We start from the raw sequence: 22,778 nt of genomic DNA, 5'->3' as shown, positions 1-22,778 counted from the left end.
ATCGACTGGGAAGCGTCAGGCAAGCGAGCCCTCTCCGAGCGAGCCGGCGAGCACGTGCGCGTGCGCGTGGAAGACCGTCTGGCCCGCCAGCTCGCCGGTGTTGAACACGAGCCGGAAGTCGCCCGCGGCGCGCTCCCGGGCGATGGCCTGCGCCATCTGCACCATCTCGGCGAGCAGCTCCGGGTCGCCGGCAGCGAGCTCGACGACGTCGCGGTAGCGCGCCGTCTTCGGCACCACCAGCACGTGCATCGGCGCCTGCGGGTGGATGTCGCTGAAGGCGATGATGCGGTCGTTCTCGAGCACGATCTCCGCCGGGATCTCGCGCGCGACGATCTTCTCGAACACGGTCTGCTCAGCCATGGGCCCAGCCTACCCGCGGCCCGCTCACCAGCGGCCGAGTCGCATCGACAGCGCCGCGATGCCCGCGAGGCCCGCCGTCGACGTGCGGAGCACGTGGTCGCCCATCCGCGCCCGCACGGCGCCCGCCGCGTCGAGCCGCTCGAGCTCGGCCGGATCGATGCCGCCCTCGGGGCCCACGATGAGCAGCACGTCGCGGTCGACCGGCACGTCGGCGATCGAGCCGGGCGCGGCCGGATCGAGCACGACGAGCCGCCAGTCGCCGGCGAGCGCGGCGAGGCCCTCCGTGTCGACGACGCCCTCCACCTCCGGCAGCCGCGCACGGATCGCCTGCTTCCCCGCCTCGCGCACCACCCGGCGCCAGCGCTCGAGCGCCTTGTCGCCGCGCTCGCCCCGCCACTGCACGACGCTGCGCCGCGCCTGCCAGGGCACGATCGCGTCGACGCCGAGCTCGGTCGAGGCCTGCACCGCGAGCTCGGCGCGGTCGCCCTTCGCGAGCGCCTGCGCGAGGCCGATGCGCGGGCGCGGCGCCGCGACCTCCTCGACCCGGTGCAGCACGACGTCGACCGCGCGCGGCTCGGCGCGCTCGATGACGCCCTCCGCGAGCACACCCCGGCCGTCGCTCACGAGCACCCGCTCGCCGCGGCGCATCCGGGAGACGACCGCGGCGTGGTGGGCCTCCTCGCCGGTGAGCGTGACGACGTCGCCCGCCGCGCTCCCGGCGAGCGCGTCGTGCCAGTAGCAGTGGGCCATCAGAGGCGCAGGCGGTCGCGCATCTTCGCGAACAGGCCCTGCTTGAACGCGGCCAGGTGCGGCGCGGGCGCCTTCGTGCGCTCCCGCAGCTCGCGCAGCAGCTCCTCGGTGCGGCGGTCGATGCGCGACGGCGTCACGACCTGCACGCCGAGCTTCAGGTCGCCCCGGCCGGCGCCGCGCAGCCGCGTCACGCCGCGGTCGTCGATCGTGATGACGTCGCCCGACTGCGTGCCGGCGCGCACCTCGACGTCGACCGGCCCGTCGATGCCCTCCACCGTCGCGCGCGCCCCGAGTGCCGCATCCGGCATCGACACCTCGAGGGTGCCGAGCAGGTCGTCGCCCGCGCGGCTGAAGACGTCGTGGTGCCGCACGTTGACCTCGAGGTACAGCGTGCCCGCGGGGCCGCCGGCCTCGCCGACCTCGCCCTGCCCGGGGAGCTGGATGCGCAGGCCCGTGTCGACGCCCGCGGGGATGTCGACCGGGATCGTGCGCTCGGCGCGCACGCGGCCATGGCCGGCGCATGTGGGGCACGGCTGCGGGATCACGCTGCCGAAGCCCTGGCAGACCGCGCACGGCTGGGTGGTGACGACGTTGCCGAGCAGCGAGCGCACCTGGCGCTGCACGTGGCCGGAGCCGCCGCACATCGTGCAGCGCTCCTCGCTCGTGCCCGGTGCGGTGCACGCGCCGTCGCACGTCTCGCAGAGCACGGCGGTCTGCACGCGCAGCTCGCGGTGCACGCCGAAGACGACGTCGGCGAGCTCGAGGTCGACGCGCAGCAGGCTGTCCTGCCCCGGCTGCCGGCGCGAGCGCGGCCCGGCCGAGCGGCCGCCGCCGAAGAACTGCTCGAAGATGTCGCCGAAGCCGAAGGCGCCGCCGCCGAGGCTCGGCCCCCGGTCGTACTCGGCGCGCGACTGCGGGTCGCCCAGCACGTCGTACGCGTGCGTGACGTCCTTGAACCGCTCGGCCGCGTCAGCGCTCGGGTTGACGTCCGGGTGCAGCTCGCGCGCGAGCCGCCGGTACGCCTTCTTGATCTCGTCCTGGCCGGCGTCGCGTGCGACGCCGAGGGTCTCGTAGTGGTCGGTCACTCAGTCCTCGCTCAGCAGCCGCGTCAGGTAGCGCGCAACTGCGCGCACCGCGGCCATGTTCCCTGCGTAGTCCATCCTGGTCGGGCCCAGCACGCCCACGTGCCCCTCGCTGTCGTCGGCGCTGTAGGTCGAGGCGACGACGGACGCCTCCCCCAGCGGTCCCGCGAGCTCGCGCCCGATGCGGGTCGCGACCTCGCCCTCGGCGCCCATCTCGTGGAACAGGCGCAGGAGCGTCACCTGCTCCTCGATCGCGTCGAGCACCGGGGTCACGGTGCCCTGGAAGTCGCGCTCCTCGCGCACGAGGTTCGAGGCGCCCGCGATCACGATGCGGTCGCCGCCCGCCGCCTGCAGCATCTCGGTCAGCGTCTGCGCGACCGCGGCGGTCGCGCGGGCGATGGATGCGGGGGCGGATGCGGCAGCGCCGGCGAGGCGGGACGCGGCCTCCTTGGGCGGCAGCTCGGCGAGCGTCTCGGTGAACGCCCGCCCGAGCGCTGTGGCCTGCTCGGGCTCGATCGCCTGCTGCGCGTCGAGCAGGCGCTGCTCGACGCGGCCGGAGTCGAGGATGAGCACGGCGAGCAGCCGCGTCTCGGCGATCGCCACGAGCTCGACCCGGCGCACGGCCGCGGGCCGGCGGAGCGGCACCTGCACGAGCGCGACCTGGTTCGTCAGCTGCGAGAGGAGGCGCGCGGTGCGCGCGAGCACGTCGTCGCGGTCGACCGACTCGTCGAGGAAGCGGTGGATCGCGGCGCGCTGCGCCGCCGTGAGCGGCTGCATGCGCTGCAGCCGGTCGACGAAGACGCGGTAGCCCTTGTCGGTCGGCACCCGGCCGGAGGAGGTGTGCGGGGCGACGATCAGCTCCTCCTCCTCGAGGAGCGCCATGTCGTTGCGGATCGTGGCCGCCGAGACGCCGAAGGTGTGCCGCTCGACGATCGACTTCGAGCCCACGGGCTCCCGCAGCGCCACGTAGTCCTGCACGATCGCGCGCAGCACCTCGAGGCCGCGATCCGAGACCATGCCGCGCTCCCCTCGTCGTCCGGGCGACCGCCCGTCGTCCCTGCCGCGGCGGCGCTCGCCCGCGCGCTGGCACTCCCGTCTGCTGACTGCCAATCCTACCGCCTCGCGCCGAGGGGCCGGTCGCGGCGGTTCGGATGCCATCCCCAGCCACCCGGGCGCACAATGTGCACAGCGGGACGCCCCAGCGTGCCGTCCGAACTGACACGAGAGGCACGTCATGTCCGATCCCAACGCTCCGCGCCGCGAGGGGCAGCACGATCCCGCGGACCAGCCCGCCGAGGGCTTCTCCGTGACGGACGAGCAGCACGCGGCCCCCAGCGCGCCCGCCGCGCCCGGCACGCCCGGCGTCGGCCAGCCCGCCCAGTCCTTCACCGCGCCGGCGGCCGACCAGGCCCCCGGCCAGCCCGCCTTCAGCGGGACGCCCGACGACGAGCCCGCGGTCGGCCAGGACTGGCAGCACGGCCAGCACCAGCCGGAGGGCAGCCACCTCGGCCAGCCGTCCGCGCCGCAGGCGCCGCCCGCGTGGGGGCAGCCGGGCCAGGGTGCGTCGGCCCCGCAGCAGCCGGGCGGCTACGGCCAGCAGGGCGGCGCGCAGCAGCCGTTCGCCCAGCCCGGCAGCGCACCGGTCTACGGCGCTCCCGGCCAGCAGGGCGCGGGCTACGGGCAGCCCGGCTACGGGCAGCCGCAGCCCGGGTACGGCCAGCCCCAGCAGGGGCACCCGCAGTACGGGGCGCCCGGCCAGCCGCAGTACGCGACCTCCGCGCCGATGTCGCCCGTCGACGAGAAGAACGCCGGGATGTGGGGGCACCTGTCGGGGCTCTCGACCATCGTCACCGGCGGCTTCGGCGGCTGGATCGGCCCGCTCATCGTCTACATGATCTACAAGGACCGCAGCGCCTTCGCGAAGCAGGAGTCGAAGGAGGCGCTGAACTTCGGCATCTTCATGACGATCCTCGCCGTGGGCCTCATCGTCATCGGCACGCTCACGAGCATCATCGGCATCGGCTTCCTGCTGCTCAGCATCTACTGGGTGCCGGCGCTGCTGCAGGTGATCTTCTCGATCATCGGCGCGATGCGCGTCAACGGCGGCGGCTCGTACCGCTACCCGTTCAACTGGCGGATGGTGAAGTAGGCCCGCTCAGGGCAGCAGCCGGCGCACCACGGCGTCGGCCAGGAGCCGCCCTCGCAGCGTCGGGACCACCCGGCCGGCGAGGGCGGCTCTCCCGTCCACGAGCTCCTCGGCGACGAGCCCCGCGACCGCGCGCCTGCCCTCGTCGTCGAGCAGCGCGATCGGGAGCCCCTCGGCGATGCGCGACTCGAGCAGCACCCGCTCGACGCGCCGCGTCTCGTCGTCGAGCACCTCGCGCGCGAGCGCCGGCGATGCGCCGGCCAGCAGCCGGTCGCGGTACGCCGCCGGGTGCTTGACGTTCCACCACCGCACGCCGCCGACGTGGCTGTGCGCTCCGGGGCCGAAGCCCCACCAGTCGTGCCCGCGCCAGTAGGCGAGGTTGTGCCGGGCGACGCGGTCGCCGCGGGCCCAGTTGGAGACCTCGTACCAGGTGTATCCCGCTGCGCCGAGCGTCGCATCCGCCGCCTCGTACATCGCCGCCTGCGCGTCGTCGTCGGGCGCGACGAGCTCGCCGCGCCGGATGCGGCGGGCGAGCGCCGTGCCCTCCTCGACGATGAGCGCGTACGCCGAGACGTGGTCCGGGCCCATCGCGACCGCCGCGTCGAGCGAGCGCTGCCAGTCGTCCTGCGACTCGCCGGGTGCGCCGTAGATGAGGTCGAGGCTCACCTCGAGCCCCGCGTCGCGCGCCCACGCGACGACCTGCGGCACGCGCGCCGGGTCGTGCGTGCGGTCGAGGGCCGCGAGCACGTGCGGCACCGCCGACTGCATGCCGAACGACACCCGGGTGACCCCGCCGTCGCGCAGCCGCGCGAGCCCGCCCGCGTCGATCGAGTCGGGGTTCGCCTCGACCGTGACCTCCGCGCCCTCGGCCAGGCCGAACGCATCCGCGACCCCGGCGAGCATGCCCACGAGGTCGTCGGCCGGCAGCAGCGTGGGCGTGCCGCCGCCGAAGAACACCGTCTGCGCGGGCCGCACCGGGCCGAGCGCCCCGAGCACGCGGCCGGCGAGCGCGAGCTCGGCGGCGACGTCGGCCGGGTAGCCCGCGCGCGTCGCGCCCCGCAGCTCGTCGGCGGTGTAGGTGTTGAAGTCGCAGTAGCCGCAGCGCACCGAGCAGAACGGCACGTGCACGTAGACGCCGAACGGCGCGTCGACCGCGGTGCCCCGCGGCAGCGCGCCGTCGGCGGGCGCGGTCTCGCCCTCCGGCAGCCTGCCCATCGTCAGCGGACGTCGATCGACCGCAGCACGTCCATGTAGCGGTCGTGGTAGCGGCGGCGCATCGCGCGCGCGATCGGCGAGCCGAGCCGCGCCCACCACTTCGCGTCGCGCACGAGCGCGCGGAAGTGCAGGAAGACGGTCTCGTCCTCGACGATCTCGATCGTGAAGCGCTCCTCGCCCGCCTCCGGGTGCCCCTCGAGGGTGCCGAGGATCACGCCGTGGCTGCTCGCCTCCTCCTCGATCGCGATGACGCGCATCGGGGCGTGGATCTGCATGCCGAGCACGCGCACGCGCTGGTCGATCGAGTCGCCCGGCTGCAGGAACGGCTCGCCGTCGGGGCCGAAGTCCTGCTGCGGCTCGATGCTCGCCGCACGGGTCGCCTCCGTGCCGTCGAAGCCGACGGGGCGGTAGACGGTGCCCTCCTCCGAGCCGACGACGTCGACCTCGATGCCCGACAGCCGCTGCACCTTCCAGGTGCGCAGCGCCGCGACGGCCGCGTCGTAGCGCGGCCGGCCGTGGCCGATGCGCGCGCGGCGCTGGATGACCTCGAAGCCCTTCGGGGGGAAGCGCGAGAAGTCGAAGTGGGCGGTCGCGCCGACGGCGCCGTAGTTGGTGGCGCGCTCGTGGATGGGCTTCACTGCGATCCGTCCTTCACTTCGCGTCCTTCTTCGTCTCGCCGGTCGAGAGCGCGGCGATGAACGCCTCCTGGGGGACCTCGACGCGACCGACCATCTTCATGCGCTTCTTGCCCTCCTTCTGCTTCTCGAGCAGCTTGCGCTTGCGCGTGATGTCGCCGCCGTAGCACTTGGCGAGCACGTCCTTGCGGATCGCGCGGATCGTCTCGCGGGCGATGATGCGCGCGCCGATCGCGGCCTGGATCGGCACCTCGAACTGCTGGCGCGGGATGAGCTCGCGCAGCTTGCCCGCCATGAGCACGCCGTAGGCGTACGCCTTGTCGCGGTGCACGATCGCGCTGAAGGCGTCGACCTGCTCGCCCTGCAGCAGGATGTCGACCTTCACGAGGTCGCCCTCCTCCTCGCCGTCGAGCTCGTAGTCGAGCGAGGCGTAGCCCTGGGTGCGCGACTTCAGCTGGTCGAAGAAGTCGAAGACGATCTCGCCGAGCGGCAGCCGGTAGCGCAGCTCGACGCGGTCCTCCGACAGGTACTCCATGCCGCCGAGCGTGCCGCGGCGCGTCTGGCAGAGCTCCATGATCGCGCCGACGTAGTCCTTCGGCGCGAGGATCGTCGCCCGCACCATCGGCTCGATGACCGAGTGGATCTTGCCGTCGGGGAACTCGCTCGGGTTCGTGACGATGTGGGTCTGCCGGTCCTCGGTCTGCACCTGGTAGACCACGCTCGGCGCGGTCGCGATGAGGTCGAGGTTGAACTCGCGCTCGAGACGCTCGGTGATGATCTCGAGGTGCAGCAGCCCCAGGAAGCCGCAGCGGAAGCCGAAGCCGAGCGCCACCGAGGTCTCGGGCTCGTAGACGAGCGCCGCGTCGGAGAGCTTCAGCTTGTCGAGCGCCTCGCGCAGCACCGGGTAGTCGCTGCCGTCGATCGGGTAGAGGCCCGAGAACACCATCGGCTTCGGGTCGGCGTAGCCCTTGAGCGGCGTGGTCGCGGGCGACTTCACGGTCGTGACGGTGTCGCCGACCTTCGACTGGCGCACGTCCTTCACGCCCGTGATGAGGTAGCCGACCTCGCCGACGCTCAGCCCCTTCGACGGGATGGGCTCCGGGCTCGAGACGCCGATCTCGAGCGCCTCGTGCTTGGAGCCGGTCGACATCATCACGACCTGCTCGCGCGGCCGCAGCGTGCCGTCGACCATGCGCACGTAGGTGACGACGCCGCGGTAGGCGTCGTAGACGGAGTCGAAGATCATCGCGCGCGCGGGCCCGTCGACGTCGCCGACCGGCGCGGGGACGGTGCGGACCACCCGGTCGAGCAGCGCATCCACCCCCTCCCCCGTCTTGCCGCTCACGCGCAGCACGTCGTCGGGGTCGCCGCCGATGAGCCGCGCGATCTCGGCCGCGTACTTCTCGGGATCGGCTGCCGGCAGGTCGATCTTGTTGAGCACCGGGATGATCTCGAGGTCGTTGTCCATCGCGAGGTACAGGTTCGCGAGGGTCTGCGCCTCGATGCCCTGCGCCGCGTCGACCAGCAGGATCGCGCCCTCGCACGCGGCGAGCGAGCGCGACACCTCGTAGGTGAAGTCGACGTGGCCGGGGGTGTCGATCATGTTGAGCGCGAAGGTCTCGCCGTCGAGCTCCCACGGCATGCGCACGGCCTGCGACTTGATCGTGATGCCGCGCTCGCGCTCGATGTCCATGCGGTCGAGGTACTGGGCGCGCATCGAGCGGTCGTCGACGACGCCCGTCAGCTGCAGCATCCGGTCGGCGAGGGTCGACTTGCCGTGGTCGATGTGGGCGATGATGCAGAAGTTGCGGATCCTCGCCGGATCGGTCGAGGCAGGCTCGAGTGCCTTGGAGGCTCGGGGGCTCACGGGTCCTTCTCGTCGGGATGGGCTCGGTGGAGCTGGGTGCGGAAGGTCCCATTCTTCCACAGCGGATGCGGTCGGCCGCGTTGCGAGCGGGCCGCGGCCGCTGGTAGAGTCATCCGTTGGCTTCCCCTTCTCCTGCGCGCCCGTCGCGCGGGGTCGGGTCGCGGCGGGGCTCTGACGAGCACGAGCCGCCGCCAACCACGCTTCGAACCAGGACAGGACACCATGGCGAACATCAAGTCGCAGATCAAGCGCATCCTCACCAACGAGAAGGCGACCCTCCGCAACCGCGCCGTCAAGAGCGAGCTCAAGACCGCTGTGCGCGAGGCCCGCAAGGCCATCGCCGCCGGCGACAAGGAGGCCGCGCAGGTCAAGGTCGCCGCCGCGAACCGCAAGCTCGACAAGGCGGTCTCGAAGGGCGTCATCCACCGCAACCAGGCCGCGAACCGCAAGTCGGCCATCGCGAAGCAGGTCGCGTCGCTCTGAGCTGAGCCGCACGCACGCGAGGGGGTCCCGGACGGGGCCCCCTTCGTCGTGCGCGCCGGCGCCCGCGCTGCCCACGCCGGCGCATCCCCCACCGACCGAGTGGCGCCTCCGGCGATCGAGTGGCGCCCCGTGACATCGGGTGGCGCCCTCGGCGATCGGGTGGCGCCCCGCGACGTCGAGTGGCGCCTCTGGAGAGCGAGTGGCGGCTCCGGCGATCGAGTGGCGCCTTGGAGCGCGCGGTGCAGCGGGCGCCACTCGATCGCGCACGGCGCCACTCGATCGCGCACGGCGCCACTCGATCGCGGGAGGCGCCAGTCGGATGCGCTGGCGGCGTCAGGCGGGGAAGGCGACCGCGCGCACGGGGGCGCCGTCGCCGGCGAGCCGCAGCGGGAAGAAGCCGACCCGCACGCGGTCGGGCACGAGCTCGAGGCCTCGCACGTTCTCGACGATGAGGCCATCGGCGCCGAGCACGGCCTCGTGGACCGGGAACGACGCATCCGCCTCCCCCGTCGCGTCGGGACTCAGGGTGTCGACGGCGAGCACGCGCATGCCCCGGCGCAGCAGCTCGGCCGCGGCCTCCGCCGCGAGCGACGGGTGCCGGAGGCGCCGCGCATCGCCGAACCATCGCGCCCAGCCGGTGTCGAGCAGCACGATCGGCGGGAGGTGCTCCGGCAGCGGTGCCACGGCCTCCAGCCGTTCGAGGTCGATGCGCTCGCCGTAGCCGAGGCCCGGCACGCGCAGCACGATCGCGTCGCCGACGAGCTCGTCGAGCGCCACCTCCGCCATCGTCCGCCCGCCCGGCACCGTGTGCGAGGGCGCGTCGACGTGCGTGCCCGTGTGCGAGCCGAGCTCGAGCCGCACCACGTCGACGCCGTCGGCCGCGACCGTCAGCGCCGGCGCGATCCGCACCTCGGGGTCGCCCGGGTAGACGGGCATGCCCTGCTCGATCGGGTGGCTGAGGTCGATCAGGCCGCTCGCCTGCGCGCGCGACGCCGGCGCGCCCGCCGCGTCAGCGCGCATCCGCCGTCTCGGCCAGGTGCGGCGCCGGCGCCCCGCCCTTCGTGCGGCCCGGCAGCGAGACGAACAGGTAGAGCAGGAAGGTGACGGCGAACGCCGGCACGGTCGCGCCGATCGGCAGCGGCCAGACGTACGCCCACGCGTAGGCGAGCGTCGCGCCGACCGCCCAGCTGCCGATCGCGAGCCAGTTGACGCCGCCGCGGTACCAGTAGCGGCCGCCGCTCGGGCGGAGGATGTCGGCGTCGTAGGAGCGGCGCCGCAGCAGGTAGTAGTCGACGATCATGATCGCGAACACGGGTGCGAAGAGCGCGCTGATGAGCACGAGGAAGGTCGTGAACTGCTCGAGGAGCCCGAAGAACGTCGCGCCGATGATCGAGATGACGCCGAGCACGAGCGCGGTCGCGAGGAACGGGATGCGGCGGCCCGGGATCGCGTTCACGACCGACGTGACCATGCCGTAGACGACCATCGTGTTCGTCGCCATCACCGACAGGAAGATCGCGACGGCGAAGATCGCGCCGAACGGGTCGATCACGGTCACCGGGTCGAACGGCACGGCCTCGCCGCCGCTCAGCACGACGTAGCCGATCGCGGTGGCGCCGAGCGTCATCGCCGTCACCGTCGACAGCGTGTAGCCGATGCCCGAGCCGATCGCGCCTCCCCGCGTGGTGCGCGCGAAGCGGTTGAAGTCGGCCGAGAGCACCGTCCACGAGATGGCGGTCGCGAGCACGACGTCGAAGACCAGGCCGGGCGTGTAGAACGGCTCGGCGGTGCCGGGGATCGCGGCGAACTCGGCCGGCGAGAACGACGAGAAGGCGACGACGAAGACGTAGGCGGCGATCGCGAGGATGACGGCGGCGAACCACGGCTCGACGCGGGCGACGCCCGCGTGGCCGAAGATCGCGAGCACGACCACGATCGTCTGGCAGAGCACCGCGAAGATCACCGGGCTCGAGAAGCCGGTGACGGAGGCGACGATGTAGTCGAGCGAGATGCCGGCGAGCATCGCCTGCACCCAGCTCCACCCCATCAGGATCACGACGTTGGCGACGAGCGGCAGCAGGCTGCCGCGAATGCCGAACGGGCCGCGGGTGAGCGCCATGGTCGGCAGGCCCGTGCGAGTGCCGATCGCGCCGACCAGCACGAGCACGGCGGCGCCGAGCACCGTGCCGCCCACGATGAGGCCGAGCACGAGGCCGAACGGCACGTCGGGGACGAACAGCGTGCCCGTGAGCAGCGTGGTCACGACGAGGTTCGCGGCGAGCCAGATCATGAGCATGCGCCCGGAGCCGTAGGTGCCGCGCACCGGCCCGGCGTCGTCGGCGTTCGCCTGCAGTCGGCGTTCGAGGCGGGAGTAGAGCGACATCGGTCTCCTTCAGCGGTGGGTCGGTGGGTCTCAGCCGAGCGGCGAGAGGTGCTCGTGCACGGCGACCAGGCGGTCGCCGTCGACGGCGAAGACGATCGACTCGCGCTCGCGGTACGACTCGCGGCCCTCGCCCGTCTCGACGGTCGTGTCGACGGTGTGGGTGAAGACCGCGGCGCCCGGCAGCGGCTGCACGAGGCGGTCGCTCGAGCCGCACGCGACCACGCGCCAGCCGCTGTCGACCCACTCCTGCCAGAGGCGCTCGTACGCGGCTCGGTCGTCGAGCCGGGCCGGCTCGGTGTGGAAGACGAAGGATGCGTCGGCGGCGAAGGCGGCGAAGTAGCGCGGCCCGTCGGTGGCGGCGAACGCCTCGACGATGGCGTCGGCCGCCGCCTCGACCTCGCCGCGATCAGGCGTGCGCACGGGACGCTCCCTCGCGGGGCGCCATCGCGCTCAGCAGCTCGTAGACGACGTGGCTCGCGGCGACGGCCGTGAGCTGCGCGTGGTCGTAGGCGGGCGCGACCTCGACGACGTCGGCGCCGACGATCCGGAGGTCGGCCAGCGCCCGCAGCATGCGCAGCAGCTCGCGGCTCGTGAGCCCGCCGGCCTCGGGCGTGCCGGTCCCGGGTGCGTGCGCCGGGTCGAGCACGTCGATGTCGATCGAGATGTAGAGCGGCGCGTCGCCCACCCTGCCTCGGATCCGCTCGATCGCGGCCCCCGCGCCGTGCTCCTCGACGAACTCGCTCGTGACGACAGCGAATCCGAGGCGCTCGTCGTCCTCGAGGTCGCCCTTGTCGTAGAGCGGCCCGCGGGTGCCGACGTGCATGCTCGCCGTCAGGTCGATGAGCCCCTCCTCGGAGGCGCGGCGGAACGGGGTGCCGTGCGTGACGGGCGCCCCGAAGTACGTGTCCCAGGTGTCGAGGTGCGCGTCGAAGTGCAGCACCGCGACGGGGCCGTGCTCGGCGTGCACCGCGCGCAGCAGCGGCAGCGCGATCGTGTGGTCGCCGCCGATGACGACGAGGCGGTCGGCGTGCCGGCGCAGCTCGCGCGCGCCGGCCTCGATCTCGGCGACCGCCGCGGCGATGTCGAAGGGGTTCGCGACCAGGTCGCCCGCGTCGGCGACCTGCTGCGAGGCGAAGGGGAACACGTCCTGCGCCGGGTTGTACGGCCGCAGCAGCCGCGACGCCTCGCGCACGTGCGCGGGGCCGAAGCGCGCGCCGGGGCGGTAGCTCACGCCGCTGTCGAACGGCACGCCCGCGACGGCGATGTCGGCGCGCCCCACCTCGTCGAGGCGCGGCAGGCGGGCGAAGGTCGCGATGCCTGCGAAGCGCGGCACGGCGCTCGCGTCGACCGGTCCGCGCGGGCTCTGGGCGGCGTTCGGAGAGGGTTGCATGCTAGACAACTTTCGATACTCTGGGCGCAACGATTGACCACACGGTACGCCGGGGCCCCGACCGCGTCAAGCGGGCGGCCGGCGAGGCAGGAGCAGCATGCGCGCGATCCACCCTTCGGCCGACGAGACCGCGCTCGCCATCGGCGCGAAGCTGCGGGCGGTCCGCACCTCGCAGGGCATGTCGCTCAGCCAGGTGGCGACGAGCACGGGGCTCTCGAAGGGCTTCCTCAGCCGACTCGAGCGCGATGAGACCTCCCCGAGCGTCTCGACCCTGGTGCAGCTGTGCCAGGTGCTGTCGCTGCCCGTCGGCGCGCTCTTCGCCGAGCCCGACGTGCAGCTGATCTCCTACGCCGACGCGCCCAGGATCAATCTCGGCGGGTTCGGCGCGGACGAGCGGATGCTCTCCCCCCGCAGCCAGGAGCGGGTGCAGGTGCTGCGGTCGGAGCTCGAGCCCGACGCGCACGGCGGCAGCGAGCTCTACACGATCAGCTGCGACGTCGAGGTGCTCCACGTCGTCGAGGGCACGCTGTCGGTGCGCTTCGCCGACCGCACGGTCGTCGTGCGCGCCGGCGACGCGCTCACGCTGCCCGGCCGCGAGCCGCACACGTGGCGCGTCGAGGAGGACCGCCCCGCGGTCGCGATCTGGGTGCTCGTGCCGGCGCCCTGGAGCGGATCCGCGTAGCGGCGCTCAGGCCGCCTGGCGGGTCGCGAGCTGCCGCACGAGGCGCTCGACCGCGTGCTGCGGGTCGCGCTCGGCGCCCTTGACCGCGGCGTCGGCGTGCGCGATCGCCTCGATCGCGTCGCACAGCAGCGCGTCGGAGAGGCCGCGAAGGTCGCGGCGGGCGTTGCGCACCTGCCAGTCCTGCATGCCGAGCTGCCGCGCCGCCTGCCCGTCGCCGCCGCCGGCACCCGAGACCTTCGCGAGCTGCCGGTAGCGCATGGCGAAGGCGGCGACGATCGGCACCGGGTCGGCGCCCGTGGCGATCGCCTGCCGCAGCGTGACGAGGGCGCGCGCGACATCGCCGGCGATCACGGCGTCGACCACGGCGAACGCCGTCGTCTCGACCCGGCCGGCGTAGTAGGTGCGGACGACCTGCTCGGTGACGGTGCCGTCGGTGTCCTGCGCCACCTGGCGCACGGCGTTCGCGAGCTCGGCGATGTCGGAGGCGAACGCGTCGACGAGCGCGGCGATCGCCCCGGGCGTCGCGTCGCGCTCGAGCAGGCGCAGCTCGGCCCGCACGAACGGCACGAGCTCGTCGCGCTTCAGCGGCTGGCACACCACCTCGATCGCGCCCGGCGTGGAGCGGATGGCGTCGAGCATCTTCTTGCCGCGCACGGTCGAGCCGTCGTGGCGGATGACGAGGGTCGTGCCGTCGACGGGCGCGGCCAGGTAGCGCAGGGCGTCGGCGATGAACGCGTCGGTCGCCTTGACGCCGTTCTCGACGCGGATGAGGCGCGGCTCGTCGAACAGCGAGGGGCTCGCGATGAGCTCGAGCGCGCCGTCGCTGTACTGGCCGGCGTCGACGTCGTGCACCTCGAGCTCGGGATCCTCGAGCAGCAGCAGCGCGCGCAGCCGCTGCAGGGCGCGGCCTGCGAGGTACGACTCCTTGCCGAAGACCAGCACGACCGGCGCGGGAGAGATCTGCTCCCAGCCGATCTTCGGGATGCTCGCCGCCATGCCCTCAGCCTACGGCGGGGCGCCCACGCGCTCCGACCAGACGCGCACCTCGCCGGCCTGCTCGTCGCCGACCGACAGCGCGACGGTGCCGAGCTCGTCGGTGCGGAGCACGACGCCGCCCGCGTTCCGCACGATCGCGAGCGCCGCATCCGTCGGGTGGCCGTACTCGTTCTCGCCCACCCCGACGAGCCCCACGGCGGCGCCCAGTCGGCGGTAGAGTGCCGGCAGCTGATCGGCAGAGCCGTGGTGCGCGACGACCACGACGGCGGCCGGCGGCACCCCAGCACGCAGCAGCCGCGACTGCGTCTCGGCGCCGAGGTCGCCCAGCACGACGAGCTCGAGGCCCTCGCCCGGCAGGTCGATGGCGACGGCGACGCTCGCGTCGTTGCCGGGCTCCAGCTCGCCCATCGGCCACAGCGCATCCACCCGCACCTCCCCCGCCTGCCAGGCGTCGCCGCGGCGCGCCTCCTGCGTCGCGGCGCCCGCCGCCGCGAGCTCGGCGACGAGCGGGGCGGCGCGATCGTCGACCGGCCCGTGCACGAGGAGCCCCACGCGGCCCACGAGCGCGGGCGTCCCGCCGACGTGGTCGGCGTCGAAGTGCGTGAGCACGAGCAGGTCGATCCGCTGCACGCCGAGCATCCGGAGGCACCCGTCGATGCGCGCCGGCTCCTGGCCCGCGTCGACGAGCACGACCGCGCCGCCGTGCCGCACGACCGTGGCGCTCCCCTGCCCCACGTCGCACTGCGCGATGCGCCAGTCGGCGAGCGCGCCGAGCCGCACGGCGGGCCACGCCGCGGTCGAGCCGGCGACGAGCGCGACGACGAGCGCCGCCGCGATGCCGCGCCCGAGCCTGCCGCGCGCGTGCGCGGCGACGACGAGCGCGAGCATGGCGGATGCGGCGGCCACGCCCCAGGGCGCGGCCGGCCAGGGCGTCTGCGCGGCCGGGAGCTGCTGCGCGACCATCGCGACCTGCGCGATCCACGCGGCCGGCAGCCACGCGATCCACGCGAGCGCCGTCGCGACGGCCGGCGCGAGCGGCGCGGCGAGGCACGCGGCGAGGCCGACCACCGTGACGATCGGCGCCGCGGGGCCTGCGAGCAGGTTGGCGAGCATCGAGACGACGCTCACGCGCGCGTCGAGGCCGACGAGCACCGGCAGGCACCACAGCTGCGCCGCGGCGGGCACGGCGATGAGCGCGGCGAGCGGCATGGGCACGACGCGCGCGAGCCAGGCGGCGATCGGGCGGGCGTGCACGATGAGGCCGCAGGTGGCGAGCACCGAGAGCGCGAAGCCCGCGCTCGTCGCGAGGTGCGGCTGCGCGGCGAGCACCACGAGCACCGCGAGCGCCAGGAGCGCGATGGCGCCCGTGCGGCGTCCGGTGACGATGCCGACGAGCGCGATCGCCGCCATCGTGCCGGCCCGCACCACGGACGGCTCGGGCGTCACGAGCACGACGAACCCAGCGAGCGCAGCGCCCGCGACGGCGACCCGCACCGGGCGGCGCGCGCCGGCCGCAGCGGCGGCCTGGAACGCCGCACCCACGACGATGACGCAGTTGGCGCCCGAGACGGCGGTGAGGTGGCTGAGCCCCGCGTCGAGCATGGCGGTGCGCAGCACGGGGCTCACGCGCCGCTCGTCGCCGATCGCGAGCCCCGGCAGCAGCTCGCCGCCCATGCCGGGCAGCTGCGCCGAGGCGGTGAGCAGGCCGTCGCGCAGCGCTCCCGCCCACGACGCCCACGGCGGCGGCTCCGCGACCTCGAGCCGCTCGCACGTGATGAGCCAGCGGATGCCGTCGAGCCACGCGTCGCAGCCGCCGGTCGCGGTAGCGCCGATCCGCAGCGGCGCCTCGGTGCGCAGCAGCACGGCGCTGCGCACGATGCCGCCGCCGTCGCAGCCGGTGGCGAGCACTTCGGCGGGCGCCGCCTCGCCGAGCACCAGCAGCGACAGGGCGTCGCACTCGTCGAGCGCGGCCGCGGCCCCCGCGTCGGCGCCGGCGAGCAGCGGCACCGCGAGCGCCGCCCCGACACCCGCGGTGCGGAGCGCCGCTGCGAGGCGGCTGTCGGGACGGCGCGCGGATGCGCCGCGCGCGCCGAGCAGGCACGCGCCGGCCACGAGCGCACAGATGACCGCCGCCGGGCCGACCGCCGCCGCGTGCGGGCTGAGCGCCGCCAGCACCGCCCACGCGAGAGCGACCGGCAGCGCGAGCCGGAGGTCGCGCATCAGCCCGGGCTCGCGATCACAGCGTCACGAGCGGCGTGAGGGTCGCGAGCAGCGCCGGCCCGATGCCCGGCACGTCGTCGAGCTGCGCGACGTCGGTGAAGGGGCCGTGCTCGTCGCGGTGCGCGACGATGGCGGTCGCGAGCGACGGCCCCACCCTCGGCAGGGTCTCGAGCGCCGCCTGGTCGGCGCGGTTGAGCGAGACGAGCCCGCCCTCCTCCGGCGCGGCCGAGGCGAGCGCCGCCTGCTCCTCGGCGGTCGGCACCACCAGCTGCTCGCCGTCCACCACCGCCCGCGCGAGGTTGAGCGCGCCGGGCGCGGCCCCGTGGACGGTGCCGCCGGCGCGGGCGACGGCGTCGAGCACGCGGGCGCCGGCCGGCAGGCGGTAGACGCCGGGCTCCGCCACCGCGCCCTGCACGTCGACGACGAGCTCGGCGGAGGCCGTCGCGACCGGCGCGGGCACGATCGCGGCCGGCTGCGCGTCGACGACCATCCGCTGCGCGACGCCGCCCGCGACGGCGCCGAGCACGAGCAGCACCGCGGCCCCCGCGCCCAGCCGCCAGCGCGCATCCGGGCGCCGCCCATCCCCACTGGCCATCCGGGCACGGTACGGCCGCGCCCCGCCGGCGGGTGCGGGCGGGGCGGGAGGCTGTGGAGGAGGGGGCCCGGGTGGTCTCGACTCGCGCGGCTGCGCCGCGCGGCTCGACCAGCGGAGGGCTGCTAGCCGATCACGAAGTTCACGAGGCGCGGCGCCCGCACGACGACGTGGCGCACCTCGGCGTCGCCGATCGAGCGCACGACGCCCGGCAGCTCGCGCGCAGTGCGCTCGAGGTCGGCGTCGGCGATGTCGGCGGGCACGTCGACGCGGTCGCGCACCTTGCCGTTCACCTGCACGACGGCGGTCACCGACTGCTCCACGAGCAGCGAGCGGTCGGCCTTGCGCCAGCCGGCGTTCGCGATCGACGGCTCGAAGCCGAGGTTCGCCCACATGTCCTCGGCCGTGTACGGCGCGAAGAGCGACAGGCCGAGCGCGATCGTCTCGACCGCCTCGCGCACCGCAGGGTCGGCGGCGCCGGGGCCGGAGTCGACCGCCTTGCGCGTGGCGTTCGTCAGCTCCATGAGGCGCGCGACGACGACGTTGAACTTCAGGCTCTCGATGAGGCCCGGCGAATCCGCGAGGAACCGGTGCGTCTCGCGCCGCAGCGCGCGGTCGCCCGGCTTCGGGTCGGTGCCGGCCCGCGCGAGCGGCTCCTTCGACAGCCGCCAGGCGCGCGCGAGGAACTTCTGCGCGCCGGTGGGGCTGACGTCCTTCCAGTCGATGTCGTCCTCGGGGGGACCGGCGAAGCTCATCGACAGGCGGATGGCGTCGACGCCGAACTGCTCGAGCTCCTCCGAGAGCGTGACGAGGTTGCCCTTCGACTTCGACATCTTCGCGCCGTCGAGGATCACCATGCCCTGGTTGAGCAGCGACTCGAACGGCTCGGTGAACGGCACGTGGCCGAGGTCGAACAGCACCTTCGTGATGAAGCGCGCGTACAGCAGGTGCAGGATGGCGTGCTCGACGCCGCCCACGTAGCGGTCGACGGGCGCCCAGCGCTCCACCTGGCGCGGGTCGAAGGCCTGGGTGTCGTCGTTCGGGCTCAGGAACCGCAGGTAGTACCAGGAGGAGTCGACGAACGTGTCCATCGTGTCGGGGTCGCGGCGCGCCGGGCTGCCGTCGATCGGCGACGGCACGTTCACCCAGTCGTCGGCGGCGCCGAGCGGGCTCGTGCCCTTCGGCGACAGGTCGAGGCCCGCCGAGTCGGGCAGCGTCACGGGCAGCTGCTCGAGCGGCACGGGCACCTCCTGCCCATCGGCCGTGTGGACGATGGGGATGGGCGTGCCCCAGTAGCGCTGCCGGCTCACGAGCCAGTCGCGCAGCCGGAACGACTTCGCGGCGCGGCCGACGCCCTTCGCCTCGAGCAGCTGCACCATGCGGCCGATCGCGTGCTGCTTCGACATCCCGTCGAGCTCGCCCGAGTTGATCATGCGGCCGTCGCCGGTGAGCGCCTCGCCGGTCGTCTTCGGGTCGAGCGCGGGCAGGTCGTCGGGCAGCACGGCGTTGCCGTGCTCGTCGAGCGGGATCGCCGGCATGACGCCGGTGACCGGCGCGTTCGTGTCGACCACGACCTTGACGGGCAGGTCGAACACGCGCGCGAAGTCGAGGTCGCGCTGGTCGTGCGCGGGCACGGCCATCACGGCGCCGTGGCCGTAGTCGGCGAGCACGTAGTCGGCGGCCCACACGGGCAGCCGCTCCCCCGTGAGCGGGTGGATGGCGAAGCGCTGCAGGTCGACGCCCGTCTTCACGCGCTCGGTGCTCTGGCGGTCGATCTCGGTCATGCGGCCGACGTCGTCCAGGTAGGCCTGGAACCGCATCCGCACCTCCGCCGGGGCGCCCGCGACGAGCTCGGCGGCGAGGTCGGAGTCGGGGGCGACCACCATGAACGTGGCGCCGTAGAGGGTGTCGGGCCGGGTCGTGAACACCGGCACGCGCGAGTGGTGGCCCTCGATCTCGAACTCGACCTCGGCGCCCTCGGAGCGGCCGATCCAGTTGCGCTGCATGCGCAGCACCTTCTCGGGCCAGCGGCCCTCGAGCTGGTTGAGGTCGTCGAGCAGCCGGTCGGCGTAGTCGGTGATCTTGAAGTACCACTGCGTCAGCTTCTTCTTCACGACCGGGGTGTCGCAGCGCTCGCAGCGGCCGTCGACGACCTGCTCGTTCGCGAGCACCGTCTGGTCCTTCGGGCACCAGTTGACGTTCGACGGCTTGCGGTACGCGAGGCCCGCCTTGTACAGCTCGAGGAACAGCCACTGGTTCCACTTGTAGTAGGCCGGGTCGGAAGTGTGCAGGATGCGGTCCCAGTCGAACGCCGTCGCGTACTGCCGCATCGAGCGCTTGTGCTGCTCGATGTTCGACTCGGTCCAGGCCTTGGGGTCGACGCCTCGCTTGATCGCCGCGTTCTCGGCCGGCAGGCCGAAGGAGTCCCAGCCGATCGGGTGCAGCACGTTGAAGCCCTGCTGGCGCCAGTAGCGCGCGAGCACGTCGCCGTAGGCGTACGACTCGGCGTGGCCCATGTGCAGGTCGCCGGAGGGGTACGGGAACATGTCGAGCACGTACTTGCGCGGCCGGGCGTCGGTCTCGTCGTCGGTCGCGAAGGGGCGCAGGCGATCCCACACGGGCAGCCAACGCTGCTGGATGCGGGCGAAGTCGTAGGTCTCGTCGGTCACTGAAGGCTCCTGGGTGGCGTCGGCCGGTTGCGGCCGCACATCCTCCGAGTCTACGGCGACCCGTGCCGGGCACCTCGTGACACAATCGAGCGCGAGCGGGGCAGCGAGCCTCGGAGGGAGGTCGTCGGTGCCGGAGTTCGAGAACCCGCCCGCGACCGTCGACGTGCCCGGAGCGCGCGTCACCCGCATCGTCGCCGTCGACGCGCCGCGCAGCGCCGTCTGGCGCTGCCTCACCGAGCCCGAGCTGCTCGCCCGCTGGCTCGGCGACATCGCCGCCTTCCCCGACGGCGTCGTCGCCGGCGCGACCGGCCGCTTCGCGTGGTCGGGCGAGGTCGTGCTCGCCGCGCGCGTGCAGGAGCTCGACCCCGAGTCGCGCTTCGTCTTCGACTGGGCCGAGGGCATCCTCTCCGAGCGGGCGTCGACGGTCGAGATCACCCTGCGCGACGTCGACGGCTCGACGCAGGTGCACCTCGTCGAGCACGGCTTCCCGCTCGAGGGCGACGACGCGACGCGCCGTGAGGCGCTGCGCGCGCTCGCCGCCGGCTGGACGGTCGAGCTCGACGAGCTCGTCGACCTCGCCGAGTCGCTCCGCGCCGCCTGAGCGCGGCCCTGACGCAGGTGCGCAACCCAACGGTTGCGCTTCGCTGTCGCGAGGCGTAGCGTCACCTGCAACCGGACGATTGCAGGAGGAGCCATGGAGGACGCACGCGGCCACGAGCCCGAGGCGCGCATCGACGAGGCGGGGATGCGCGTGATCCGCACGATCGAGGTGCGCGCGCCGATCGACGTGGTCTGGGAGACCCTCACCGACCCGCGCGAGATCGCCGAGTGGTTCGGCCAGCGGGCCGACTTCCCCGACGGCACGGGCACCGGCGCGACCGGCTCCTTCGGCTGGCCGGCGCACGGCGACTTCCCGGGCGCGATCGAGCGCTGGGAGCGCCCGCACGCGTGGGCGTTCCGCTGGGGCACGCCGGGCGAGCCGCTCCGGGAGGACAACAGCACGCTCGTCACCTTCACGCTCGAGCGGACCGCGGATGCGACGCGGGTGACGGTGGTCGAGACGGGCTTCGAGCTGCTCGGCGACGACGCAGCGGCCCGGCGGGCGATGGTGGACAACCGCGAGGGCTGGACGGAGGAGCTCGACGACCTCGTCGCCCTGCTGGCGCGCCGCTGGACGCCCGCGGTCGTCGACCGCGTCGCCGGCACGATCACCCGCAGCCTCGACATCCCGGCGCCCAAGGAGCTCGTCTGGCGCCACCTCACCGACCCCGCGTCGATCGAGGCCTGGTGGGGGCATCCGGCCGACTTCCCCGGCGGGCTGCGGGAGGGCGTCACCGGCACGTTCGAGCACGAGGGCCGCCGGTGGCCGGTCGCGATCCGGCTGCTGCGCGCGCCGGACGCCTTCGCGTTCCGCTGGGGCGACCTCGACGAGGCGGAGCCCGGCCCCGAGTCGTGCGACGTGCGGTTCGACCTCGACGAGACCGAGCACAGCGGCACGCGCGTCACCGTGGTGGAGTCGGGGTGGATGCGCGTGCCCGCCGACCTGCGGGACGAGCGCATGGAGGGCAACAGGGTCGGCTGGGAGCTCGTGCTCGACGGCCTCCGCGCGCACGTGCTCGCGGCGGTCTCGTGAGCGCGCGCCCGACGGCCCTCCAGGCGCCGACCCGGCAGCTCGCCGCGCTCGCCGACGACACGCGCTGGGCGATCCTGGAGCTGCTGGGCAGCCGCGCGCGCTCGGCGAGCGAGCTCGCGGCCGAGCTGCCGGTGAGCCGCCAGGCGATCGCGAAGCATCTCGCGATCCTCGAGGCCGCGGGCCTCGTCGACTCGGTGCGCGAGGGCCGCTCGGTGCGGCACCGGGCGATCGGCGCGAGCCTCAGCGCGCTCGCCGACCGGCTCGAGGCCATCGGTCAGCAGTGGGAGTCGCGGCTCGACCGGCTCGCGCAGCGCGCCGAGGCGCGGGCGGGGGCCGGCGGGGACTGACCCGCGCGGCGCGAGCGACGCTCAGGCGCCGAGCGGCACGAGCGACGCGAGCATCGCAGCGGCCTTCACGTGCAGCTCGTCGACCTCGAACGCCGCCTCCGACAGCGCCGTCACGCCGCCGCCGACGCCGATGTGGGCGCCCGCCGCGTCGGCGACGACGCCCCGGATGGTCATCGCCAGCTGGCACGACTCCCCCGCGACCAGCCCGAAGCATCCGGCGTACACGCCCCGCGGCGCGCCCTCGAGCGCCTGCAGCAGCTCGACCGTGCGGCGCTTCGGCGCGCCCGTCATCGACCCGGCCGGGAAGAGCGAGCGCACGGCGTCGAGCGGCCCGAGGCCCGGCAGCAGCCGGCCCTGCACCGTGGAGACGAGCTGGTGCACGGTCGGGTAGGTCTCGACGCCGAGCAGGCTCGTCACGTCGACGGTGCCCGGCACGCACACGCGCTGCAGGTCGTTGCGGCACAGGTCGACGATCATGACGTTCTCGGCGCGCTCCTTCTCGCTCTCGAACAGCTCGGTCGCGAGCGCCGCGTCGTCGTCGGCGCCGCGGCGGCGCGTGCCCTTGATGGGCCGCGTGGTGGCGACGCCGTGCTCGACGCGGAGGAACGTCTCGGGGCTCGCGCTCGAGAGCGTCACCCCGGCGATGCGCAGCAGCCCGCCGTGGTGCACGGGGCTCGCGGCGCGCAGCCGCGCGTGGGTCGCGACCATGTCGAGCGGCGGCGCCTCGATGGCGGTCGTGAGGCACAGCACGTACGAGTCGCCGTCGTGGATGTGCTCGCGGCAGCGCTCGACCTTCGCGGCGTAGCCGGCGTCGTCGTCGCGCCAGCGCAGCCGACGCGCGTCGACGTGCGCGATCGGCGGCAGCGCGACCGGCGGCGCGGGCGGCAGCGCCCAGGGCTCGCCGAGCCGCGACTGCAGCTGGGCCCGCCCGCCCTCGACCACCACCCACCGGTCGAGCAGCAGCCACGCCGCCTCGGGGAAGCGGCCCGCGGCGGGCTCGAGCCCGAGCATCCGCACCCCCGCCTCGTAGCCGAGCCAGCCCACCCACGCGCCCGGCAGCACGGCGCGTGCCGCCTCGAGCGCCGCCACCGCGTCGGCGGCCTCGAGCGGCTCGCCGTCGAGCGTCGCGGCGCCGTCGCGCACGACGAGCACGTGCTCGCCCGTGCCGATCACATGGGCGCCCGACGAGGAGGAGTCGAGCCACACGACGTCGGCCGCCGCGGCCTCGAGGGCGGCGAACGCCGCCTCCGCGCTCGTCTCGACCGGAGCCGTCCACCGAGCGCCGAGGTGCGGCAGGAGAGCCGCAGAGGTCGCTGGCATAAGGTGCA

General features: G+C 74.2%; 22 protein-coding genes. 6 read left to right on the top strand and 16 right to left on the bottom strand.

The genetic code is table 11. The annotated features are described in order from the left end of the window. Nucleotides 1-15: 15 nt before the first annotated feature. Genes J2X49_RS08225 through hrcA form a run of 4 tightly spaced genes read right to left on the bottom strand, consistent with a single transcriptional unit; the run spans nucleotide 16 to nucleotide 3,209 of the window. Nucleotides 16-360, bottom strand: coding sequence for a histidine triad nucleotide-binding protein (locus J2X49_RS08225; RefSeq protein WP_128188631.1), 345 nt, complete (start codon nucleotides 358-360; stop codon nucleotides 16-18). A 24-nt stretch (nucleotides 361-384) separates the two neighbouring features. Then, nucleotides 385-1,110, bottom strand: coding sequence for a 16S rRNA (uracil(1498)-N(3))-methyltransferase (locus tag J2X49_RS08220; RefSeq protein ID WP_310124849.1), 726 nt, complete (start codon nucleotides 1,108-1,110; stop codon nucleotides 385-387). Continuing rightward, nucleotides 1,110-2,195, bottom strand: a complete 1,086-nt coding sequence (locus tag J2X49_RS08215; RefSeq protein ID WP_128188629.1) for a DnaJ C-terminal domain-containing protein — start codon at nucleotides 2,193-2,195, stop codon at nucleotides 1,110-1,112. The genes J2X49_RS08220 and J2X49_RS08215 overlap by 1 nt, the downstream gene beginning before the upstream one ends. Beyond that, entirely contained in the window at nucleotides 2,196-3,209 is a 1,014-nt protein-coding gene (gene hrcA, locus J2X49_RS08210) for a heat-inducible transcriptional repressor HrcA (protein WP_128188628.1), read from the bottom strand. 217 nt (nucleotides 3,210-3,426) lie between these two features. Between hrcA and J2X49_RS08205 the strand changes: the two genes are divergently transcribed. After that, the gene (locus J2X49_RS08205; protein WP_310124843.1) at nucleotides 3,427-4,341 is read left to right on the top strand and encodes a DUF4870 domain-containing protein; all 915 of its coding nucleotides are present in this window, start codon (nucleotides 3,427-3,429) and stop codon (nucleotides 4,339-4,341) included. A 6-nt stretch (nucleotides 4,342-4,347) separates the two neighbouring features. On the opposite strand, the gene hemW is transcribed toward J2X49_RS08205, so the two are convergent. Genes hemW through lepA form a run of 3 tightly spaced genes read right to left on the bottom strand, consistent with a single transcriptional unit; the run spans nucleotide 4,348 to nucleotide 8,055 of the window. After that, entirely contained in the window at nucleotides 4,348-5,553 is a 1,206-nt protein-coding gene (gene hemW, locus J2X49_RS08200) for a radical SAM family heme chaperone HemW (RefSeq protein ID WP_310124840.1), read from the bottom strand. Between the two features lie 2 nt (nucleotides 5,554-5,555). After that, entirely contained in the window at nucleotides 5,556-6,191 is a 636-nt protein-coding gene (locus J2X49_RS08195) for a DUF1990 domain-containing protein (protein WP_310124838.1), read from the bottom strand. 13 nt (nucleotides 6,192-6,204) lie between these two features. Further along, on the bottom strand, nucleotides 6,205-8,055 hold the full coding sequence (gene lepA, locus J2X49_RS08190) for a translation elongation factor 4 (protein ID WP_128188624.1): 1,851 nt from the start codon (nucleotides 8,053-8,055) through the stop codon (nucleotides 6,205-6,207). 222 nt (nucleotides 8,056-8,277) lie between these two features. On the opposite strand from lepA, the gene rpsT reads away from it, so the two are divergent. Next, entirely contained in the window at nucleotides 8,278-8,538 is a 261-nt protein-coding gene (gene rpsT / locus J2X49_RS08185; RefSeq protein ID WP_128188623.1) for a 30S ribosomal protein S20, read from the top strand. A 333-nt stretch (nucleotides 8,539-8,871) separates the two neighbouring features. On the opposite strand, the gene J2X49_RS08180 is transcribed toward rpsT, so the two are convergent. The 4 genes from J2X49_RS08180 to speB are packed head-to-tail and all read right to left on the bottom strand — an operon-like array spanning nucleotide 8,872 to nucleotide 12,311. After that, a complete protein-coding gene (locus J2X49_RS08180) occupies nucleotides 8,872-9,558 on the bottom strand; it encodes a cyclase family protein (RefSeq protein ID WP_310124831.1) in 687 nt (228 codons plus the stop codon). Next, nucleotides 9,548-10,921, bottom strand: a complete 1,374-nt coding sequence (locus J2X49_RS08175; protein WP_310124828.1) for a cytosine permease — start codon at nucleotides 10,919-10,921, stop codon at nucleotides 9,548-9,550. The genes J2X49_RS08180 and J2X49_RS08175 overlap by 11 nt, the downstream gene beginning before the upstream one ends. 30 nt (nucleotides 10,922-10,951) lie before the next feature. After that, the gene (locus J2X49_RS08170; protein ID WP_310124825.1) at nucleotides 10,952-11,341 is read right to left on the bottom strand and encodes a nuclear transport factor 2 family protein; all 390 of its coding nucleotides are present in this window, start codon (nucleotides 11,339-11,341) and stop codon (nucleotides 10,952-10,954) included. Further along, entirely contained in the window at nucleotides 11,328-12,311 is a 984-nt protein-coding gene (gene speB, locus J2X49_RS08165; RefSeq protein WP_128189609.1) for an agmatinase, read from the bottom strand. The genes J2X49_RS08170 and speB overlap by 14 nt, the downstream gene beginning before the upstream one ends. Before the next feature lie 97 nt (nucleotides 12,312-12,408). Between speB and J2X49_RS08160 the strand changes: the two genes are divergently transcribed. Beyond that, nucleotides 12,409-12,993 (top strand): helix-turn-helix domain-containing protein, encoded by a 585-nt coding sequence (locus J2X49_RS08160; RefSeq protein ID WP_310124820.1) that lies wholly within the window; start codon nucleotides 12,409-12,411, stop codon nucleotides 12,991-12,993. Nucleotides 12,994-12,999: 6 nt separating this feature from the next. Here the strand turns inward: J2X49_RS08160 and holA are convergent, their stop codons facing one another. From holA to leuS, 4 genes are all read right to left on the bottom strand, one after another. Beyond that, nucleotides 13,000-13,989 carry a DNA polymerase III subunit delta gene (gene holA / locus J2X49_RS08155; protein WP_310124818.1) on the bottom strand — a complete coding sequence of 330 codons (990 nt, stop codon included), beginning with the start codon at nucleotides 13,987-13,989 and terminating at the stop codon, nucleotides 13,000-13,002. 9 nt (nucleotides 13,990-13,998) lie between these two features. Continuing rightward, nucleotides 13,999-16,209, bottom strand: coding sequence for a ComEC/Rec2 family competence protein (locus J2X49_RS08150; protein ID WP_310124815.1), 2,211 nt, complete (start codon nucleotides 16,207-16,209; stop codon nucleotides 13,999-14,001). Nucleotides 16,210-16,225: 16 nt separating this feature from the next. Further along, nucleotides 16,226-16,804 carry a ComEA family DNA-binding protein gene (locus J2X49_RS08145; protein ID WP_310124813.1) on the bottom strand — a complete coding sequence of 193 codons (579 nt, stop codon included), beginning with the start codon at nucleotides 16,802-16,804 and terminating at the stop codon, nucleotides 16,226-16,228. Between the two features lie 122 nt (nucleotides 16,805-16,926). Then, the gene (gene leuS / locus J2X49_RS08140) at nucleotides 16,927-19,509 is read right to left on the bottom strand and encodes a leucine--tRNA ligase (RefSeq protein ID WP_310124812.1); all 2,583 of its coding nucleotides are present in this window, start codon (nucleotides 19,507-19,509) and stop codon (nucleotides 16,927-16,929) included. 88 nt (nucleotides 19,510-19,597) lie between these two features. Here leuS and J2X49_RS08135 point away from each other — a divergent pair, with 88 nt between their 5' ends. From J2X49_RS08135 to J2X49_RS08125, 3 genes are all read left to right on the top strand, one after another. After that, nucleotides 19,598-20,071 (top strand): SRPBCC domain-containing protein, encoded by a 474-nt coding sequence (locus J2X49_RS08135; protein WP_128189615.1) that lies wholly within the window; start codon nucleotides 19,598-19,600, stop codon nucleotides 20,069-20,071. A 93-nt stretch (nucleotides 20,072-20,164) separates the two neighbouring features. After that, entirely contained in the window at nucleotides 20,165-21,103 is a 939-nt protein-coding gene (locus tag J2X49_RS08130) for an SRPBCC domain-containing protein (RefSeq protein WP_310124807.1), read from the top strand. Next, entirely contained in the window at nucleotides 21,100-21,450 is a 351-nt protein-coding gene (locus J2X49_RS08125; protein WP_310124805.1) for a metalloregulator ArsR/SmtB family transcription factor, read from the top strand. Before J2X49_RS08130 ends, J2X49_RS08125 begins: the two co-directional genes overlap by 4 nt. Before the next feature lie 21 nt (nucleotides 21,451-21,471). Here the strand turns inward: J2X49_RS08125 and J2X49_RS08120 are convergent, their stop codons facing one another. Further along, nucleotides 21,472-22,770 carry an anthranilate synthase component I family protein gene (locus J2X49_RS08120; RefSeq protein ID WP_310124802.1) on the bottom strand — a complete coding sequence of 433 codons (1,299 nt, stop codon included), beginning with the start codon at nucleotides 22,768-22,770 and terminating at the stop codon, nucleotides 21,472-21,474. Between the last annotated feature and the right edge of the window lie 8 nt (nucleotides 22,771-22,778).

The sequence above is a fragment of the Agrococcus sp. BE272 genome (assembly GCF_031457935.1).
GTDB lineage: Bacteria > Actinomycetota > Actinomycetes > Actinomycetales > Microbacteriaceae > Agrococcus > Agrococcus sediminis.
This window is presented reverse-complemented; position numbering and strand designations above follow the sequence as displayed.

Excerpts from the sequence above, each read along its gene's own strand:
- J2X49_RS08180 (WP_310124831.1), bottom strand. The coding sequence starts at position 9,558 with ATGCGCGCTGACGCGGCGGGCGCGCCGGCGTCGCGCGCGCAGGCGAGC.
- J2X49_RS08145 (WP_310124813.1), bottom strand. The coding sequence starts at position 16,804 with ATGGCCAGTGGGGATGGGCGGCGCCCGGATGCGCGCTGGCGGCTGGGC.
- speB (WP_128189609.1), bottom strand. The coding sequence starts at position 12,311 with ATGCAACCCTCTCCGAACGCCGCCCAGAGCCCGCGCGGACCGGTCGAC.
- J2X49_RS08220 (WP_310124849.1), bottom strand. The coding sequence starts at position 1,110 with ATGGCCCACTGCTACTGGCACGACGCGCTCGCCGGGAGCGCGGCGGGC.
- J2X49_RS08160 (WP_310124820.1), top strand. The coding sequence starts at position 12,409 with ATGCGCGCGATCCACCCTTCGGCCGACGAGACCGCGCTCGCCATCGGC.
- holA (WP_310124818.1), bottom strand. The coding sequence starts at position 13,989 with ATGGCGGCGAGCATCCCGAAGATCGGCTGGGAGCAGATCTCTCCCGCG.
- J2X49_RS08120 (WP_310124802.1), bottom strand. The coding sequence starts at position 22,770 with ATGCCAGCGACCTCTGCGGCTCTCCTGCCGCACCTCGGCGCTCGGTGG.
- hemW (WP_310124840.1), bottom strand. The coding sequence starts at position 5,553 with ATGGGCAGGCTGCCGGAGGGCGAGACCGCGCCCGCCGACGGCGCGCTG.
- J2X49_RS08150 (WP_310124815.1), bottom strand. The coding sequence starts at position 16,209 with ATGCGCGACCTCCGGCTCGCGCTGCCGGTCGCTCTCGCGTGGGCGGTG.
- J2X49_RS08175 (WP_310124828.1), bottom strand. The coding sequence starts at position 10,921 with ATGTCGCTCTACTCCCGCCTCGAACGCCGACTGCAGGCGAACGCCGAC.
- rpsT (WP_128188623.1), top strand. The coding sequence starts at position 8,278 with ATGGCGAACATCAAGTCGCAGATCAAGCGCATCCTCACCAACGAGAAG.
- J2X49_RS08205 (WP_310124843.1), top strand. The coding sequence starts at position 3,427 with ATGTCCGATCCCAACGCTCCGCGCCGCGAGGGGCAGCACGATCCCGCG.
- J2X49_RS08130 (WP_310124807.1), top strand. The coding sequence starts at position 20,165 with ATGGAGGACGCACGCGGCCACGAGCCCGAGGCGCGCATCGACGAGGCG.
- hrcA (WP_128188628.1), bottom strand. The coding sequence starts at position 3,209 with ATGGTCTCGGATCGCGGCCTCGAGGTGCTGCGCGCGATCGTGCAGGAC.
- J2X49_RS08225 (WP_128188631.1), bottom strand. The coding sequence starts at position 360 with ATGGCTGAGCAGACCGTGTTCGAGAAGATCGTCGCGCGCGAGATCCCG.